This window comes from Bacillus sp. NPDC057893 (genome assembly GCF_042796455.1).
Classification (GTDB): Bacteria; Bacillota; Bacilli; order Bacillales; family Bacillaceae_G; genus Bacillus_A.
Genome location: NZ_JBHVNG010000001.1, coordinates 1,557,346 through 1,573,054, shown reverse-complemented (window position 1 = coordinate 1,573,054; position 15,709 = coordinate 1,557,346). Strand labels below are relative to the sequence as shown.

The following is a 15,709-nucleotide window of genomic DNA, read 5'->3' as shown; positions in this document are numbered from 1 at the left end:
TATGTAAGTCGCGACCCTACCTTATATGAGTATGCTTTTCTATGTCACGTTATGCTCATCTAATATACCGTATTTCTTTTTAAATCTTGTGAGGATCGTAATCCATGACGTACTAAATAACAGAAGAAAAATAACATTCGATATCGCATGACTAAGATCGAAAGAAAAACTTGCGACATAGTAGGCAATAACTGTTTCCCACGTTGCTTCCTGTATAAAACCAAGGAGACCCCAGAAATTCATAATCCAGCCAAATAAAAATCCAACGACGAATCCGTACAACAGTCTTCCCCACAGTTTTTTCATTAAAAATGTATTACGTAATAGTCCAGCTATAAATCCGATCATGCCCCAGGAGAACATTTGCCACGGCGTCCACGGACCTTGTCCTAAAAAAATATTAGATACAATGGCCGCCGTTGCCCCAATCATAAAGCCAGTTTCACTTCCAAAAACAATTGCAGAAACGATAATGACAAAGGAAGTCGGTTGTACACTCGGTAATATCGAAAATGGTACCCGGCTAACTGCTGCAATCGCCGCTAACACAGCAACGATAACAATTTCACGTGAAACAAACGCCTTCCTTTCAAAACGGACGTAGAAAGGTAGCATAATGGCAGCTAATAAAAACAAACTACTTACCATGTAATACCCGTCCATAATAAGAGTCGTAAAGAGTAGTGTACATATTACAACAGCAAAAATAAATATTATAAATGCAACATATCGTTTGGACACGCTTCGTACACATCCTCCCACGTTAATGCAAATGGCAACTCTCTACGGATGAATCTATTAATAGATGTTGTATAAAAGAAGTTACCACTAAAGAACTCTTTCGGTGCATCATTCATAATGACTTTCCCGTCAAATAACATCATACATTGATCAACGTATTTCGCTGCAAACTCAATATCGTGCGTTGCCATTACAATTGTTGTACCTTCTTTTTGCAACTGTTTAAATAGCTCTCCTACTCTTTCCTTTTTCCATGGATCTAGTCCCTTTGTCGGCTCATCCAGTAATAATAAAGTTGGCTTTGATAATAACGTTGTACATAATGCAAGTAATTGTTGCTCTCCGCCGCTACAATCATGCGGATGGCGCTCTTTAAGTGAATCTAACCAGAACTTTTTCAACATTTCTTCTGCTATTACTTTTCCCTCTTCACCATATAATTCACGCGCACGCTCATAAACCTCTTCCCATACTGTATCAAATGTAAAATGATAGTACGGATGTTGCGATACATACCCTATACTTTTAAATCGTTCTTTCGAATCAATTTTATGTATCACTTTTCCATTCCACTTTACCTTACCTCTTCTAGCTTTTTGCAATCCTGCTAAAATCGTTAACAGTGTAGACTTCCCAGTTCCATTTTTCCCAACTAAAGCTGTCCATTTTCCTTTTTCGATGTTCACTGTTAAATCTCGTAAAATAAGTGGACTATTTTTTTCATATTGAAAAGATATATGTTCTGCACTTAAAATTACTTCTTGCCTCTCACATTGTTCTACTTGCCCATTCCTATATGATATCGCTGAAAAATCATTCATTTTCATTTGCGCTTCTCGCACTGTAAATGGAATCTCTTTCACATTCCACTCTAAAAACAATCTTGGAATTTGTGGAATAAATGGACGAAACTTCTCTACTTCCCACATGTTCGCTATCACACTTTTAGACGTACCATCATAAATGATTCTGCCGTTATCCATACAAACAACCCGTGTTGCGAGCGGTATGACTTCATCTAAACGATGTTCACTTAAAACTATCGTAATTCCAAGTTCTTCATTAATACGTTTTAACAATCCTAAAAACTCTTTTGCAGCAATCGGATCTAGCTGCGCTGTCGGCTCATCCAGTAATAGTAGCTTCGGCTGCATGACTAATACTGCTGCTAAATTTACTAGTTGTTTTTGACCACCAGATAAAGTATGAACAGATTGATGTAACAAATCTTGAAATCCTAAAAAGCTAATGAGTTCCGCTATTCTTTTTTGAATAATATGTGATGGTAGCCCGATATTTTCTAAAGAGAATGCTAATTCTTGAATAACTGTATCCATTACGAGCTGATTTTCTGGATTTTGAAATACCATACCAATTTCTTGTGCAGATAATAAATCTGGTACATCTTCTAATAAAGCTCCATCATAATATGTATGCCCAGAACGCGTGCCAATTGGAAGTAACTCCTTTTTAAAATGTTTCAATAAAGTTGTCTTCCCAGAACCAGAACCACCAGCAAGTACTATAAATTCTCCTTTTTGAACAGAAAGAAAAATATGCTGTAACGCGTATTCATTTTCATCAGCATATATAAATGATAAATTCTTTATTTCTGCATGCGCCACCATATCCATTCCCTTCCTTCCATTACAATCGGTAAACTAATAAACATCATAAATAGGAAAAACATCATTCCATCGTATTGCTGGAACAGTATTGATTCCACTTTCGGATAAATAATCAATTTCCCTCCGCCATAATAACTAAATATGAATGAGGCTATAAATAGGATACTTAAATAACTTAACGTGTACCAATCGCGTCTTTCCATTCTATATCGAGTATAAGTCGTACGCTTCGTTACACCAAATCCACGAGCCTGCATAGAATCTGCTGTTTGTAGTGCATCTTCTAACGAACAAACTAATAACACTTGCAGTAATTGCATTCCATTTTTTATACGTTCAATGAGTGAACCTGAATCTAATTGTACACCTTTCGTTTTTTGGACGAGTGTAATTTTCTTTAAGCGTCGTATAAATAAAGGAACGAATCGTACTGTAATCATCGTTAACAATGCAACTTTCGGTGAAATTCTTGAAAATAAATATAAAAATTTATGACTCGAAATAATATCGTTATAAGAAGCAAACGTAAACATAATCGCAACTAATAATAACCCCATAACAAGTCCATACATACAGGCCTCAAGCTTAATCCGGCTATCTCCTAACCAAAATAACGTAGTCGCCCCTCTATGCGTTAATAAAGAATTAAATAAAATTACCATTAGAAAGAATACGATAGTACTTGGCAGCATGTTTCTTATTTTCTCGCCATTTCCTTGTACTATATTTAAGATTACTATTAGTATAATCGCTCCAATTAAAAAAAGAGGATGAAGACACATCATACATAGTATCATCACCCCAATATAATAGAAAAAATTAACAAAAGGATGTAAAGAAGAAAAGCTTATTTTCATAGTCCTTTACCAAATATCCTTTCCTAATTTAGTATACATACACCCACTCGATTTTATCTCCAGGCTTAACTGTAACTACACCTGCGCTACGGTTCGGAAATGCACCGTTCACACGATATTTCCATCCACTATTATCATTTACGTCTTTTTCATATAAGTTTTCAATACCTTTTACGTAAACATCACCTTTAGATCCACTCGCATCAACATCTAATCCTGTGCCCGTGAGCACACTGTAAACTGTGTCGCCTTCTTGTACATCAACCTTTTTCGCACCTAATAAGTATCCTTCATGACCTTTTACGGAGATAGTAACTTGTTTTGGTTTTGGTATTACCGGATCTGGCACTGGCGGTACTGGATCTGGTACCGGTGTTGGTGGAACCGGAACAGTTACCTGTTTTCCTTTATTTGGATCTTCTTTTTGCTCCTGCTTTGGTGTTTCTTTTGGCTGATTAACAACCTTTGCTTCTTCTTTTACTTCTGGCGCTTTCTGCTGCTGGGGTTTCTCTTCTTGTACTTTTTGTTGTTCCGGTTGTTTATTTGCAGCAGGCTGTTCCTTTGGTTTCTCTTCTTTCTTTACTTCAGGTTGTTCCTGCGCTTTTTCTTCTTTCGGTTTCTCTTCTACTTTTTGTTCTTGTTTATCTTTCTGCTCTTCTTGTTGTTTCTGTTCCGGTTCAGCTTGCTTCTCTTCCGGTTTCGCTACTTCTTTTTGTTCTTCCTGTTTCGCTACTTCTTTTTGCTCTTCTTGCTTCGGTTCTGCCTTCTTCTCAGGTTTTACAGCCGTTTCTTCACATCCGGCTAATAATCCCAATGAAAGAACTAAAGAAATGAACCATTTCATCTTACTCATGCTGTCCCTCACCCTTCATAATAAAATTAGGAGCAAATGATTGCTCCTAATTTTTGTTAAGCTGCTTTACGTCTCCATAATACATATGCAGAAGCGATACATAATACACCCATACCTACTTCTGTTGCTGCACTATGAGAAGATGCTCCTGTTTGTGGTAATTGATTCTTATTCTTGTTTGTTTCTTTATTAACTCGTTCGTTATCTACAACAACTTTTAGATTTTCATCTTTTGGTTGTTTTTGTAACTCTTCTTGTTGTTTCGGTTGTTCTACAACTTCTTTTTCTTCTACAGTTGTCTCTGGCTCTACAATTGGTTTCGTATCAATTTCATTCTCTACTACATTTGACCAATCATAAATCGATTTCCCAAGATCTTTAAACTGAAGTAACGCTAAAAATGCTTGCTCTGTAGCCATTCCGCTACCTTTTTGATCACTTGGTAACCATTTGAACTCACCATTTGGAAGCTGGTATGACATTAAATTTTGTACTGCTTTATTAAGACGATCGTGATCTACATCTTTAACTAGCGATAGTCCAATAATTGCTTGTGCAGTACTATTAGAATTCTCTTGTCCATCAGCGGCAAAACCACCATTACCTAGCTGCTGCTTGTATAAATAATCAACAGCTTTTTGAATAGCTGGCTTTACATCTGCTTGATCTTGATAAGGAGCTAATGCTGCTAATACCATACTTGTTACATCAACGTTACTAGCACTTTCTTTACTACTTGAACTATCATATGTCCAGCCACCGTCTGTATGCTGCGCTTGTAAAAGTGCTTGTACTAAAGCAGCTCGATTCCATTTTGCTTCGGCCGGAACCTCATATTTCTTTGTATCTAATGCAAGTAATGTAAATGCGTATCCTGTAACGGAATTCACTTTATCTGATTCAAATAAATTTTGTACTAAATTTTGTCCCTCTACCTTTGTAGGATCAACATTCATTGCATTCATCATAATAATCGTTCTAGCTAAATCTGTTGCTGAAAAACGATTTAAACGCTTCTTAACCTTTTCAGCTACTGGCTTAACATAGTTTATTTTCGTTTCAAGCGGAACATTTACACCTGAACGAGCAAGTCCAATCGCAACCCAATCACTACCAATTCCATCTTGTAACATCTTTTCTGACGTTTTAGAAATCGCTTCGTTTAATTGTGCTGCTGGAATTTCGACTTTCTCTTGCTTTGGTTGTTCAGTTACTTTATCTTCTGGTTTACCATCTGGTTTTTCTGTTTTCGGTTCCTCTGGTTTACCATCTGGCTTTTCTGTTTTCGGTTCTTCTGGCTTACCATCTGGCTTTTCTGTTTTCGGTTCTTCTGGCTTACCATCTGGCTTTTCTGTTTTCGGTTCCTCTGGTTTTGGCTCTTCTACAGTTTTACAAGTGCCAAATTTATCTAACGTTTGTTGCAACGTTTGTTGACTCATATTGCTCCAGTCTGCAACGTAACGAAATGCAACAACATCCCCAGACTCTAATTTATAACTATCCGCCCCAACTTCTGCAGATTTATCATTTACATCATACAACCAACCGCTCGTTGCTCCGGCCATTAATCCATCGATGCCCTTTATATACGTTCCAAATGACATACTTTCAGATGTTACTTTGTCACCCATAACTTTTTGTAGCAAACTAAAAGCTGTTTCTCCATCTTCAATGGAAACTTCTTTCGGACATAACATAATTCCTTTTTGTGATTCACCAATAATTGCAAGTTTCGCTGTCTTTCCTTCAGCAAACGTAATATGTACTGTATTCGCAAAAGAAACAAATACAAGTGCCACTGCCATTAATGATGTAAGCAGCCATTTCTTTAACATTGCCATCCCAAAATTCCCTCCCTTTACTAACATTCACACAAAAAAAGACCCTTTAAGGGTATGCGGTTGACACTCTCTTTTTGTAAGTGTCGAACAAAAATGTACAACACCTCCTACCCGCATTATTCGCGGCTATATTTGTATAGGAAAAATAATTTCGTTTATGAACGCACCATTGTGATAACATTCACTTTTCTAGGCAAAATTTACTCCCTTTTCAAGTTATCCCGCTATTCGCCGAGCAGTAAGACCCCCACCTCAAATTCAGCGAAAGCAAAGAAGTTAGGTGGGGATCAACTGCCCGTAAATGCCCGATTGGTGAAGGCTAATAATCAGTGGGGATGAACAAAATCCCCACTGATTAAAGTTTCACTTTATCGTAAATCGATAAACCTATACATTCTGTAATTTTTAAATTCTGTATTATTTTACTATTGACAAAGAATTTTGTCCATGCTTTATCGGATTTATTTTCTAAGAATAATAGCTTAATAGCCTTCCATTAATAGAAGTCATCCCTCACTATGTAAGCTTTTATCACTAACAATAATTCCATCTTCATCTACATAAACATATTCATTCGGTTTCCATTCAACTTCACCAAATTGCACCGGAATATTTCTTTCTCCTTTTCCTTCTTTTATACTTCTATTTGGCATTGTCCCTAACGCTACAATACCAATATTAATATTTTTTAATTCACTAGAATCACGAACATACCCATTTACAATAATTCCTGCTAAGTTTCTTTCTTCCGCAATAGCTGCCAAATTATCACCGAGTAACGCACAATTTTTAGAAGCTCCGCCATCAACAACTAATACTGTTCCTTCTGGCAATGTTTGTAGCCCTTCTTTTACTAGTACATTATCATCCTTCACTTTTACCGTTGCAATTTTCCCATAGAATTGTTCTTTCTTCCCATAAGATTGAAAAGACTGGCGACATATTTGTAATTCCTGTTCAAATTCATCACATAGATCCGTAGTTTTCCACATCTCTTTCCCTCTTTTCCTTTTCCTTTTTCTTTTTCTTTTTCTTTTTCTTTTACATATTCTTGGATTTTTTTCGTTTCCCTGTCTAATGTTGCAATAATTTGTATGTGCGTTGAACTTCATATACAAATGAAGGAAAATAAAGCTTACCACTTGAAACTATTGATTTAAGTAAAAAGCTTTATTATAATCTATCTCACGTAATGTAAATTCAGAATATTGAAAACTTAATCAAGTGAAAGAAGGAGGGATTTCATGCAACTACAAACTGAAACGAAAAAACAGCCTAGTCAATCAAAGTTTAAAATGCCTGATGCGTACGTTTTATTATTTTTTATCGCTTTACTTTGTGCAATTGCAACTTATTTTGTTCCTGCTGGAGAATTCAAAAGAGCTACAAAAGGCGCCATTACCACGACAATACCTGGAAGCTATCATTCTGTTCCGCAATCTCCTGTAGGGTTTGTTTCCTTTTTTACTGCTATTGAAAAAGGAATGACACTTGCTGCCCCAATTATCTTTTTAATTTTATTCACTGGTGGCGCAATAGCTATTCTCGAAAAAACAGGCGCTCTTGATGGCTTAATCTATCATGTTATTAACAAATTTCGTAATCAGCAATTACTTTTCATTTGCATTGTCGCAGCACTCTTTTCCATTCTTGGAACGACCGGCATTATCGTTAACTCAGTTATCGGTTTCATCCCCATCGGGATCATCGTTGCACGCACATTAAAATGGGACGCTATTGTCGGCGTAGCAATTATTTATTTAGGCACTTATGCTGGTTTTAATGCTACTATACTATCTCCCTCACCTTTAGGTATTTCACAGAAAATCGCTGAACTTCCGATGTTTTCCGGGATTGGTTTACGTATAGCAATCTATATATCTTTTTTACTTGCTACAATTCTTTATATTAATTGGTATGTAAAACGCTTAAAGAAATCGAAGAAAGGAAGCATTCTCGGCGACAACTGGTTTCCAAGTAATGCTCTTTCAAGTAGGGAAGAAACGCAGAAAACAGAAGTTCCTTGGACAATGCGCCATAAATTAATTTTACTCGTTTCAGCTTTATCATTAATTGTATTTTTAATAGGAGCTTTTCGGCTACATTGGACGGATGCAGAAATGACCGCTACTTTTATTTTCATAGCAATTGCAGCAGGAATCATAGGTGGCATGAAAGCAAACGATATCGCCTCTACTTTTCTAGTAGGTTGCCAAAAACTTATATACGGTGCGTTAATCGTTGGAATGGCTCGTTGTATTTCAGTCATTTTAGAACAAGGAAAATTGCTGGACACAATCGTTAACCAACTAGCACAGTCTCTCGAAGGACAAAGCCCTGTATTTGGTGTTATCGGCATGTATGTAAGTAGTGCTGCATTACATTTCCTCATTTCATCAGGTACAGGTGAATCTGTTATTTTCATTCCGATATTAGCTCCATTAGCTGATTTCATGCACATTACACGTCAAGTTACAGTACAGGCTGTTATGCTTGGCGAAGGTGTTGTGAACTGCCTCAACCCAACTTCCGGTGTTTTAATGGGCGTTCTCGCAGCGAGTGGCATTTCTTATGGAAAATGGATTCGATTTATGGCTCCACTTGCATTCATTTGGTTTATCATCGGACTTATTTTTCTTATTGTTGGCGTAAATATTGAGTGGGGACCGTATTAAAACTATGCAACTCTCTACCTATTATTTCACCGTTATCTTATATTAATAATGAAAAAAGGATTGATTATTGTAATCAATCCTTTTCACTTTCATCTCTCAAAACTAAATCCCGGCCTCTAATAGATTGTACTCATTGTCAAAAGAAGCATGGATTCTATGTCCACCAAATAAATCTCCATCATTATATTCGCAATATATATCATTTTCTCTAATTACAATGTCCATAAGAGTAATAGACTGCTCAAATGTTTCTTTCGTCATATCATATTCTCCTGCATCTACAGCATCCCAATCTAAATGTTCATCATTCTCATCATATTCAGGCCAAAAATCATTTTTATACTCTATTAATTCTTCCGCTATAGCGACCTTAGCTTTTTTATCAAATTCTTCTAAACATATATAAAGCTTTTCTGCTCTTTTCATCATTTCATGTACATGTACACGTTCATTTCTAATATCCAATTCCCAATGTACTTTTCCTTCGTTTTGTTCATATGTATGAAAAGTTTCATTAAAGATAAACATTCCAATCAATTCACTTTTTATTGATTTTTCCATGATCTCATTTCCTTTCTATATGTGAAAGAAATACTGTTATATTTAAAGTAGTTATATCAAAATTACAGCCAAATTTTTGCTAATTGAGAAACTCCTTCTATTATCTTTTTTTCACACAAATCACCCAATACAAGTTTAATATGCGGATATTGTGGTATGTATTTTGAAAAATATTTTGAACAAGGATAAACTATAATTCCATGTTCATATGCCCTTTTAATTAGCATTTTTTCACTCATTTCTGTTTTCACTTCAATAACAACAAAAATCCCGGAGCTACCACCTTTTATTTTGGCATACTCCTTAAAATGTTTTGATAATTCCCTATTCAATAGATTCATTTTACGTTTATACAAAGCTTTCATCTTCCTTAAATGCGAGTACCAATATCCTTCATCAATAAAGGTCGCCAATGTTCGCTGGTGAATAGATGAGGATGTTTGTTCAAGTAAAGGAAGTATCTTTTTATATTCATTTATTAATCTCCTAGGCAAAATCATATAACTGACACGGATAGAGGGTAGTAGTGCTTTTGAAAAAGTTCCTAAATAAATCACCCTATCATTAGAATCTAAACTTTGAAGAGACGGTATAGGTTGATGAATATATCGAAATTCACTATCATAATCGTCCTCAATAATATATCCCCCCACCCTTTTTGCCCATTCAATTAATTTTAATCTTTCACTGACTGGGATGGTCACTCCATATGGAAAATGATGAGTAGGAGTGACATATAAAATTCTAGAAGGCGATTTTAATAGGCAATCGACTTCAATGCCTCGTTCTTTTACTGGGATTGGATCAATAATAAATGATTGAAGAACAAATAGTTCCCTTGCCACATTATATCCAGGGTCTTCTACCGCCAGATACCGATAGTCTTGCTTTAGCAACAGTGACAAAAGTAATAACAAATACTGTGTGCTACTACCAATAATAATTTGTTCTGCAGAAGTATTAACTCCTCTTGATTGAAATAAGTAATCCGCTAGTGCCTTCCTTAATTTAATGTCGCCTTGTTTTTCTCCGTATGAAAACATACTAGAGTCTTTAATGATTTTGTTTGTAATCATTCTCCATTTTTTCAAAGGGAAGTTTTCTTGATCCACTGTTCCAATCTTAAAATCAATAGTTTTCATGGCAGTATGATTTGTTTCATGATGTTGTTCTCTAATAGTTTCATAATTAAGTGTTTCATCCGATATAATAGCCTCTACAAAAAAACCTTTTTTGTGCTCACTTCGAATATATCCTTCCGATTGTAGTTGTTCATAGGCTACCTGAGTTGTGTTTCTGCTGACCTCTAATTGGATAGCAAGTTGTCTAATTGAAGGCAACTTTTTACCCTTTTCTAATTTACCAGATAAAATTTGAGCGCGTATATATTGATAAACTTGTTGATACATAGGATTTTTACTTTTTCGATTTATATTAAATATTAGTTCCTTCACTTATGTAATACCTCATCTGTCATTTGTATTTATTGTAAACTGTACCTTTTAGAAATGACAGTATAAATAAATAATGAATTCATACAAAATTTAATCTAGGAGAAAGTTTATGACAATATTTATGTACATATTTTGTTTGATTGTATGGGGACTCAACTTTATTGCAGTAAAAATTCAAGGAACTCCTGTAAGCCTAGAACTATCCTTAACTTATCGTTTGGTTATGACAGCTTTTTTATTTTTGATTCTTATTTGGTTCCTTCGACCAAGAGGGATGCCAACAAAAAAAGATATTCCATTTATAGTGATTTTTGGTGTATGTAACTTTGCATTAAGCTATTTATGCCTTTATTACGCTACAATTTTAAGTTCTGCGGCAATTGTAACGTTAATTTTTTCATTAAAGGTGATTTTGACCCCAATCGCTCTTCGAATTTTTTTAAAAGAAAAGTTACATTCACGCGTTTTTTTTGGAGGAATTTTAGGTGTATTAGGAGTATGCATTCTCATCTATCCGAATTTAAATAATTTTCAAGGTTTCAATGATATAAAAGGAATTATGGTCGCAATCTTAGGTACGATTCTTACAGCAATAGGTGATGCCAGCTCGGCACGAAATGCAAGTCACAAGGTGAACCCTATCTATGCAAATGCTATTGGATTTACAGTCGGTAGTATATTGATGGGAGTAATTGTATTATTTCAAGGACAAGAATTTACATTCCCCACATCGTTTTCATATTTATTTATGTTGCTCTATTTAACTCTGTTTGCTTCATTTGTAGCTTGGTTATTCTATTTGAAACTTGTAGAAAAAATTGGAGGAGCTCGAAGCGGATATATGGTGGCACTTTTCCCTCTAATTGGAGGAATAGCTTCCGTTTTAATTGGTGATTCGGATCCATCATTTTATTTGTTTGCTGGTTGTTTTTTCAGCTGTATTGGCGCTGCTATCGCATTAGGACTTAGAACTCGAAAGCAAGTTACGAAATTACCTCTAAAAAGGGTTAATTAAGAAGAAATAAGTATTTTACACTTAAAAATCGAGCTATATTCTAATAAATAACTGTAAAATATTTAAACTATCGTTTTGCGGACGTTTCTAAATACAAATTTAATAATTAGTGGGGTATCCCCACTAATTATTAACCCACACTAATCAGACTTTTACAGGTAGTTACTTTCCCCTTCAACTTCCTTATGTGTGTCTAATTTTGATGTAAGAGTCTTATCTCCCGCATATTGCGAGATAAAACGCGCATCCATCCAATTCACAATAATTTCTTCCAACTTCGGATGAAGCGGCTTATCTGCACCTTCCGCATAAATCTTTTTAAATTCTAACGCTTTAAAATCACCTTCAAAATATTTTAACGTATGATCCATATTTTTTATTACATATACTTCAAAATCACCCTTAACATAATTACCAATTCGCTTCGCTTTTTCAGGATTTGTCTGAAAGTCTTTATCACCAGCAATTGCTAGTACTGGACATTTTACTTTCATTAAATCTTTATAAATGTCATGCTGAAAATGCTCTCTAAGCCATTTTGCATTCATTGGCTTAAAACCAATTTTAACAATATCTTTTTTGGAGTTTATCATTTTCTCTGTTGCTTTTTGCGCCTGCTTTTCTCCCCGTTTCTCAATATTGAGAAGACGCATTAACTTTCCTTTTATTCCTTTTTGCTCTTTTAACTCTTTATAAATAATCTCTCTTTGTCTTTTAGTAGCTTCTTCTAACGATTCCGCAGCTCCTGTAAGAAGTATGAGCCCATTAACTGGTGTTCTTGCGTTTACTACAGTCGCTAACATACAACCTTCACTATGACCAGCTAAAATGATATTTTCCGGATCAACAAATGGTTGCTCTTTCAAATACGTAATAACAGCTTCTATATCGGATACTAAATCCCACATCCCAGCTTTCATAAATTCACCCCTACTTGCTCCAACACCACGTTTATCAAAACGTAATGTAACTACTCCGAGATTTGTAATCAGATGTGCCAAGTCTTTATACATATTCCCTTTCATATTCAGTGGCACTATCGTTCCATCACGATCAACTTCTCCAGATCCAGCGATAATTACAACAGCAGCATACTTCCCGTCAGCTTTTGGCTTTGTAATCGTACCGCGCAAAGTAAATTCACTATTTATCACTACTTCATATTCATCAAAAGTCATTATATTTATCCTCCCTCTATTCTTTTATATCCAATTTAAACTTCAAACTCGCTATCATATTTTTATACTCTAGTAAGTCTTTCATCGATGCGAAAATCGGGTTCTCTGCAATACCTTGTAGCATGCTTCGCTTTATAATCTCTTCATTTCTAACCGTTTTAGCACCGAGTGGAAATTCTGCAAACCATCCATCAATCGCATCAAAATATGAATCGCCGTGTAAATGCAGACTATTTACTGTGAAGCTATCCGCACAAACTGCTGCATATTTCCGTAGCATTTCTAATGAACCTTCAAAATTTTCTTGCATACAATATACTTGTGCAGCAGCATAGTATACTTTTAAAGTCATATTAGGATGTAGTTTTTCTATTTCATACATGTCTATTAACATAAAAGCTTTATTTAAAATTACCTCTACCTTTTCAGCGTTTGAGGCATTTACTACTACATAATTCGGTATTGTTGCAACGAGTTGTATTAAATGTTGATACATACTAATTTGCATCATTTCATTCGCCTTCTCAGTATTTCCAAGCATTTGATACGCCTGCGCGATTAGATCTTCCTCTGGAAAGTTAGGACGTATCGTTTCGCCAAGTAATTGAAGCACCTCATTTGGTCTATTGAGTATAAGATAGCAAGTTGCTTGAAACGATACTGCCTCTTTCACAAGAGAAACATCTTCACTTTCTCCCTGCACCCTGCTAAAGAGATACATCGCCTCTTCTAAAATTTCAGTTCTTTTATCCGTATCCTCTGTTAACATATGGTGGTTAATAAAAAGTAGTCCCATTTGAAGTAATAATGGAAAACAAGAATAATATTTTTTAATTATTTCTCTGCACTCTATCATTACTTCATCAAACGGTTCTTCACTAAAAGCTTCCGCTAGTCTATGATATAAATTTTTAATATCTTCCTGTCCCATTTGCGGTGTATAACAGATTAATTCATCTATACTTATGTTAAAGTACGATGCTAACAGTGGTAAAAATGTAATATCCGGATAACTCTGTCCCGTCTCCCATTTGGAAACAGATGCTTTCGTAATACCGATATACACCGCTAACTCTTCCTGTGTAATTCCCTTTTCTTTTCTCTTATCCGCAATGATTTTATGAATATGAATCTCTCTCACTGTATCACCTCATACTTTTATTATATGTTCTTTATTCCACATAAAATATGGATTTAGAGTCGACTTTCGTTAACAAAATCAACTGTTAGGAAACATCTCTCTAACATAAAAAGAAGCTCCAAATTTTATTATATTTAGGTCATAGATGTTAAACTTAATAAAATCAAAGGCAGGAACATATTTGATATGTTCCTGCCTTTGATTTGTGAGGTACCGATACATAGCCATCTAGCTAAGATTTTGAAGTGCTTCAAAATCAAAAATTTCATCTCACCACAGTTTTCTATGAGAATCCAGTGAACAGCTTATTTACATAATTTTCGAAAGTGGAAGTTATTTTTCTTAAATAATAATATATTTTTCTTGAAAATTAGAAGTAAAGCCTCCTACGTGAACATCTGTAATATTATTAAAATCAGTTGATACATTTACAATAATCTCTGAAGGCTGATCCATTACATATCCTTGCTCAAAAGTGAAGGTATTATGTTTTTTAAAATTTTTATTTTGTTTTATTAAATAACATGCTAGTGCTGCATTTGATGTACCAGTGGCACTTTCTTCTGGAACATTAAACAAAGGTGCAAAGTTTCTGCAATGAGCTGTAGAATTATATAGTGTTTCCAGTGTAAATACATGATAACCAATTACATTATATTTCTTACTTATTTCAGCAATCCTCTTCATATCAGGAATAATCTTTAACAGGTCTGAAAGTTTTCTGACAGGTATAATAATATCGTGTAAACCTGTAGATACGATTTGAATAGGCATATCAGGTATTAGTTGTTCTTCATCTAGATTTAAAGATTCAATAATTTCTTTACAAGGAAGTGTTGTAAGGAAATCAGGGAGATTTTGTTGTAAAGATATCATTTTATTTTCGTCAATTTTTACGTTAAGCATCCCCGCTTTAGTCTTTATTGTATACACTTTTGAATTTTTTTCTTTCATTTGGGCTAATAAGGAAAAAGTGGCAATTGTAGCATGTCCACATATGGCAACTTCTTCATTTGGTGTGAAATATTTAATTTCGTAATCTGAATTTACAGAAAGAAGTACAAAGGCAGTTTCGGAGAAATTTAGTTTGTTTGCAATAGCTTGCATATCTTTTGTTGTAAGATCCTTTGTGTCTAAAACAACCCCAGCTGGATTCCCACCTTTTGTATTTTTAGTGAAGGCGTTTAACATATATGTTTTAATCTTCAATCCAATCACTTCTTTCCCTTTTTTCCCAGTATATCATGTTGTAGATATAAAAAGTGACATGTACATTCCATACATCCCTAATTAACATAACGTCCTATTATCGGGACTCAATGTATTTAGAAAATTATTAAAAGTCCTTCAGATTGTTTAACTGGAGGACTTAAGTGATTTTGAGTTGCAAGAGGTTTTATTTTTTCTCACTACTTTTAAGCCGTTTTGCATTTATGAAAAATGCGCTTCCAATTGTGAATATAACGGAAGAGATATACATTGTTATCCCTGAGTATTTATTATCAAACATTGTAATATTAAGTAAATTAATGAACATCATCAATATAAGTGATATGTACAATCCATTAATATATTTCACTTATGCCCCCCCTTTACTTTTTTTCTTTTTCATCTCTTTTTTTCGGTAACTTCTATGTGATAAATAGTGGTTTCTAAAGGTATTATTTAGAATATCCTTTTTCCCTATTTTACCATTTGAGAGAGATGATATGTTGTTTGATTTTAGTTGCATATTGTATAGATGATCAGTTAACGTAACGTCTCA

14 protein-coding genes are annotated in these 15,709 nt (G+C 34.7%); 2 read left to right on the top strand and 12 right to left on the bottom strand.

The window, feature by feature from the left end:
• Nucleotides 1–39: 39 nt before the first annotated feature.
• From ACFVQC_RS08410 to rraA, 6 genes are all read right to left on the bottom strand, one after another.
• A complete protein-coding gene (locus ACFVQC_RS08410) occupies nucleotides 40–741 on the bottom strand; it encodes an ECF transporter S component (protein ID WP_016095839.1) in 702 nt (233 codons plus the stop codon).
• Nucleotides 714–2,375 (bottom strand): ABC transporter ATP-binding protein, encoded by a 1,662-nt coding sequence (locus tag ACFVQC_RS08405; protein WP_002146634.1) that lies wholly within the window; start codon nucleotides 2,373–2,375, stop codon nucleotides 714–716. The genes ACFVQC_RS08410 and ACFVQC_RS08405 overlap by 28 nt, the downstream gene beginning before the upstream one ends.
• Nucleotides 2,348–3,226 (bottom strand): energy-coupling factor transporter transmembrane component T, encoded by an 879-nt coding sequence (locus ACFVQC_RS08400; protein ID WP_377898102.1) that lies wholly within the window; start codon nucleotides 3,224–3,226, stop codon nucleotides 2,348–2,350. The genes ACFVQC_RS08405 and ACFVQC_RS08400 overlap by 28 nt, the downstream gene beginning before the upstream one ends.
• A gap of 28 nt (nucleotides 3,227–3,254) precedes the next feature.
• Nucleotides 3,255–4,079, bottom strand: coding sequence for a DUF4430 domain-containing protein (locus ACFVQC_RS08395; RefSeq protein WP_377898100.1), 825 nt, complete (start codon nucleotides 4,077–4,079; stop codon nucleotides 3,255–3,257).
• 56 nt (nucleotides 4,080–4,135) lie between these two features.
• Entirely contained in the window at nucleotides 4,136–5,920 is a 1,785-nt protein-coding gene (locus tag ACFVQC_RS08390; protein ID WP_377898099.1) for a DUF4430 domain-containing protein, read from the bottom strand.
• 506 nt (nucleotides 5,921–6,426) lie between these two features.
• A complete protein-coding gene (gene rraA / locus ACFVQC_RS08385; protein WP_377898097.1) occupies nucleotides 6,427–6,912 on the bottom strand; it encodes a ribonuclease E activity regulator RraA in 486 nt (161 codons plus the stop codon).
• Between the two features lie 252 nt (nucleotides 6,913–7,164).
• Here rraA and ACFVQC_RS08380 point away from each other — a divergent pair, with 252 nt between their 5' ends.
• Nucleotides 7,165–8,595: a YfcC family protein gene (locus ACFVQC_RS08380; protein ID WP_377898095.1), complete on the top strand. Its 1,431-nt coding sequence runs from the start codon at nucleotides 7,165–7,167 to the stop codon at nucleotides 8,593–8,595.
• A 102-nt stretch (nucleotides 8,596–8,697) separates the two neighbouring features.
• On the opposite strand, the gene ACFVQC_RS08375 is transcribed toward ACFVQC_RS08380, so the two are convergent.
• Nucleotides 8,698–9,156 (bottom strand): DUF2262 domain-containing protein, encoded by a 459-nt coding sequence (locus ACFVQC_RS08375; protein ID WP_377898093.1) that lies wholly within the window; start codon nucleotides 9,154–9,156, stop codon nucleotides 8,698–8,700.
• A gap of 62 nt (nucleotides 9,157–9,218) precedes the next feature.
• Entirely contained in the window at nucleotides 9,219–10,610 is a 1,392-nt protein-coding gene (gene pdxR / locus ACFVQC_RS08370) for a MocR-like pyridoxine biosynthesis transcription factor PdxR (RefSeq protein ID WP_377898091.1), read from the bottom strand.
• A gap of 109 nt (nucleotides 10,611–10,719) precedes the next feature.
• On the opposite strand from pdxR, the gene ACFVQC_RS08365 reads away from it, so the two are divergent.
• The gene (locus tag ACFVQC_RS08365; protein ID WP_377898089.1) at nucleotides 10,720–11,625 is read left to right on the top strand and encodes a DMT family transporter; all 906 of its coding nucleotides are present in this window, start codon (nucleotides 10,720–10,722) and stop codon (nucleotides 11,623–11,625) included.
• Between the two features lie 152 nt (nucleotides 11,626–11,777).
• On the opposite strand, the gene ACFVQC_RS08360 is transcribed toward ACFVQC_RS08365, so the two are convergent.
• From ACFVQC_RS08360 to ACFVQC_RS08345, 4 genes are all read right to left on the bottom strand, one after another.
• Entirely contained in the window at nucleotides 11,778–12,803 is a 1,026-nt protein-coding gene (locus ACFVQC_RS08360; RefSeq protein ID WP_377898087.1) for an alpha/beta hydrolase family protein, read from the bottom strand.
• A 16-nt stretch (nucleotides 12,804–12,819) separates the two neighbouring features.
• Complete coding sequence (locus ACFVQC_RS08355; protein ID WP_377898085.1) at nucleotides 12,820–13,944, bottom strand: helix-turn-helix domain-containing protein; 1,125 nt, start codon at nucleotides 13,942–13,944, stop codon at nucleotides 12,820–12,822.
• Between the two features lie 342 nt (nucleotides 13,945–14,286).
• A complete protein-coding gene (locus ACFVQC_RS08350) occupies nucleotides 14,287–15,153 on the bottom strand; it encodes a PhzF family phenazine biosynthesis protein (RefSeq protein WP_377898084.1) in 867 nt (288 codons plus the stop codon).
• A gap of 187 nt (nucleotides 15,154–15,340) precedes the next feature.
• Nucleotides 15,341–15,523, bottom strand: coding sequence for a hypothetical protein (locus ACFVQC_RS08345; protein WP_377898082.1), 183 nt, complete (start codon nucleotides 15,521–15,523; stop codon nucleotides 15,341–15,343).
• Nucleotides 15,524–15,709: the final 186 nt, after the last annotated feature.

Coding starts and splice junctions, on each gene's coding strand:
- ACFVQC_RS08405 (WP_002146634.1), bottom strand. CDS start 2,375: ATGGATATGGTGGCGCATGCAGAAATAAAGAATTTATCATTTATATAT.
- ACFVQC_RS08400 (WP_377898102.1), bottom strand. CDS start 3,226: ATGAAAATAAGCTTTTCTTCTTTACATCCTTTTGTTAATTTTTTCTAT.
- ACFVQC_RS08395 (WP_377898100.1), bottom strand. CDS start 4,079: ATGAGTAAGATGAAATGGTTCATTTCTTTAGTTCTTTCATTGGGATTA.
- ACFVQC_RS08390 (WP_377898099.1), bottom strand. CDS start 5,920: ATGGCAATGTTAAAGAAATGGCTGCTTACATCATTAATGGCAGTGGCA.
- rraA (WP_377898097.1), bottom strand. CDS start 6,912: ATGTGGAAAACTACGGATCTATGTGATGAATTTGAACAGGAATTACAA.
- ACFVQC_RS08380 (WP_377898095.1), top strand. CDS start 7,165: ATGCAACTACAAACTGAAACGAAAAAACAGCCTAGTCAATCAAAGTTT.
- ACFVQC_RS08375 (WP_377898093.1), bottom strand. CDS start 9,156: ATGGAAAAATCAATAAAAAGTGAATTGATTGGAATGTTTATCTTTAAT.
- ACFVQC_RS08365 (WP_377898089.1), top strand. CDS start 10,720: ATGACAATATTTATGTACATATTTTGTTTGATTGTATGGGGACTCAAC.
- ACFVQC_RS08360 (WP_377898087.1), bottom strand. CDS start 12,803: ATGACTTTTGATGAATATGAAGTAGTGATAAATAGTGAATTTACTTTG.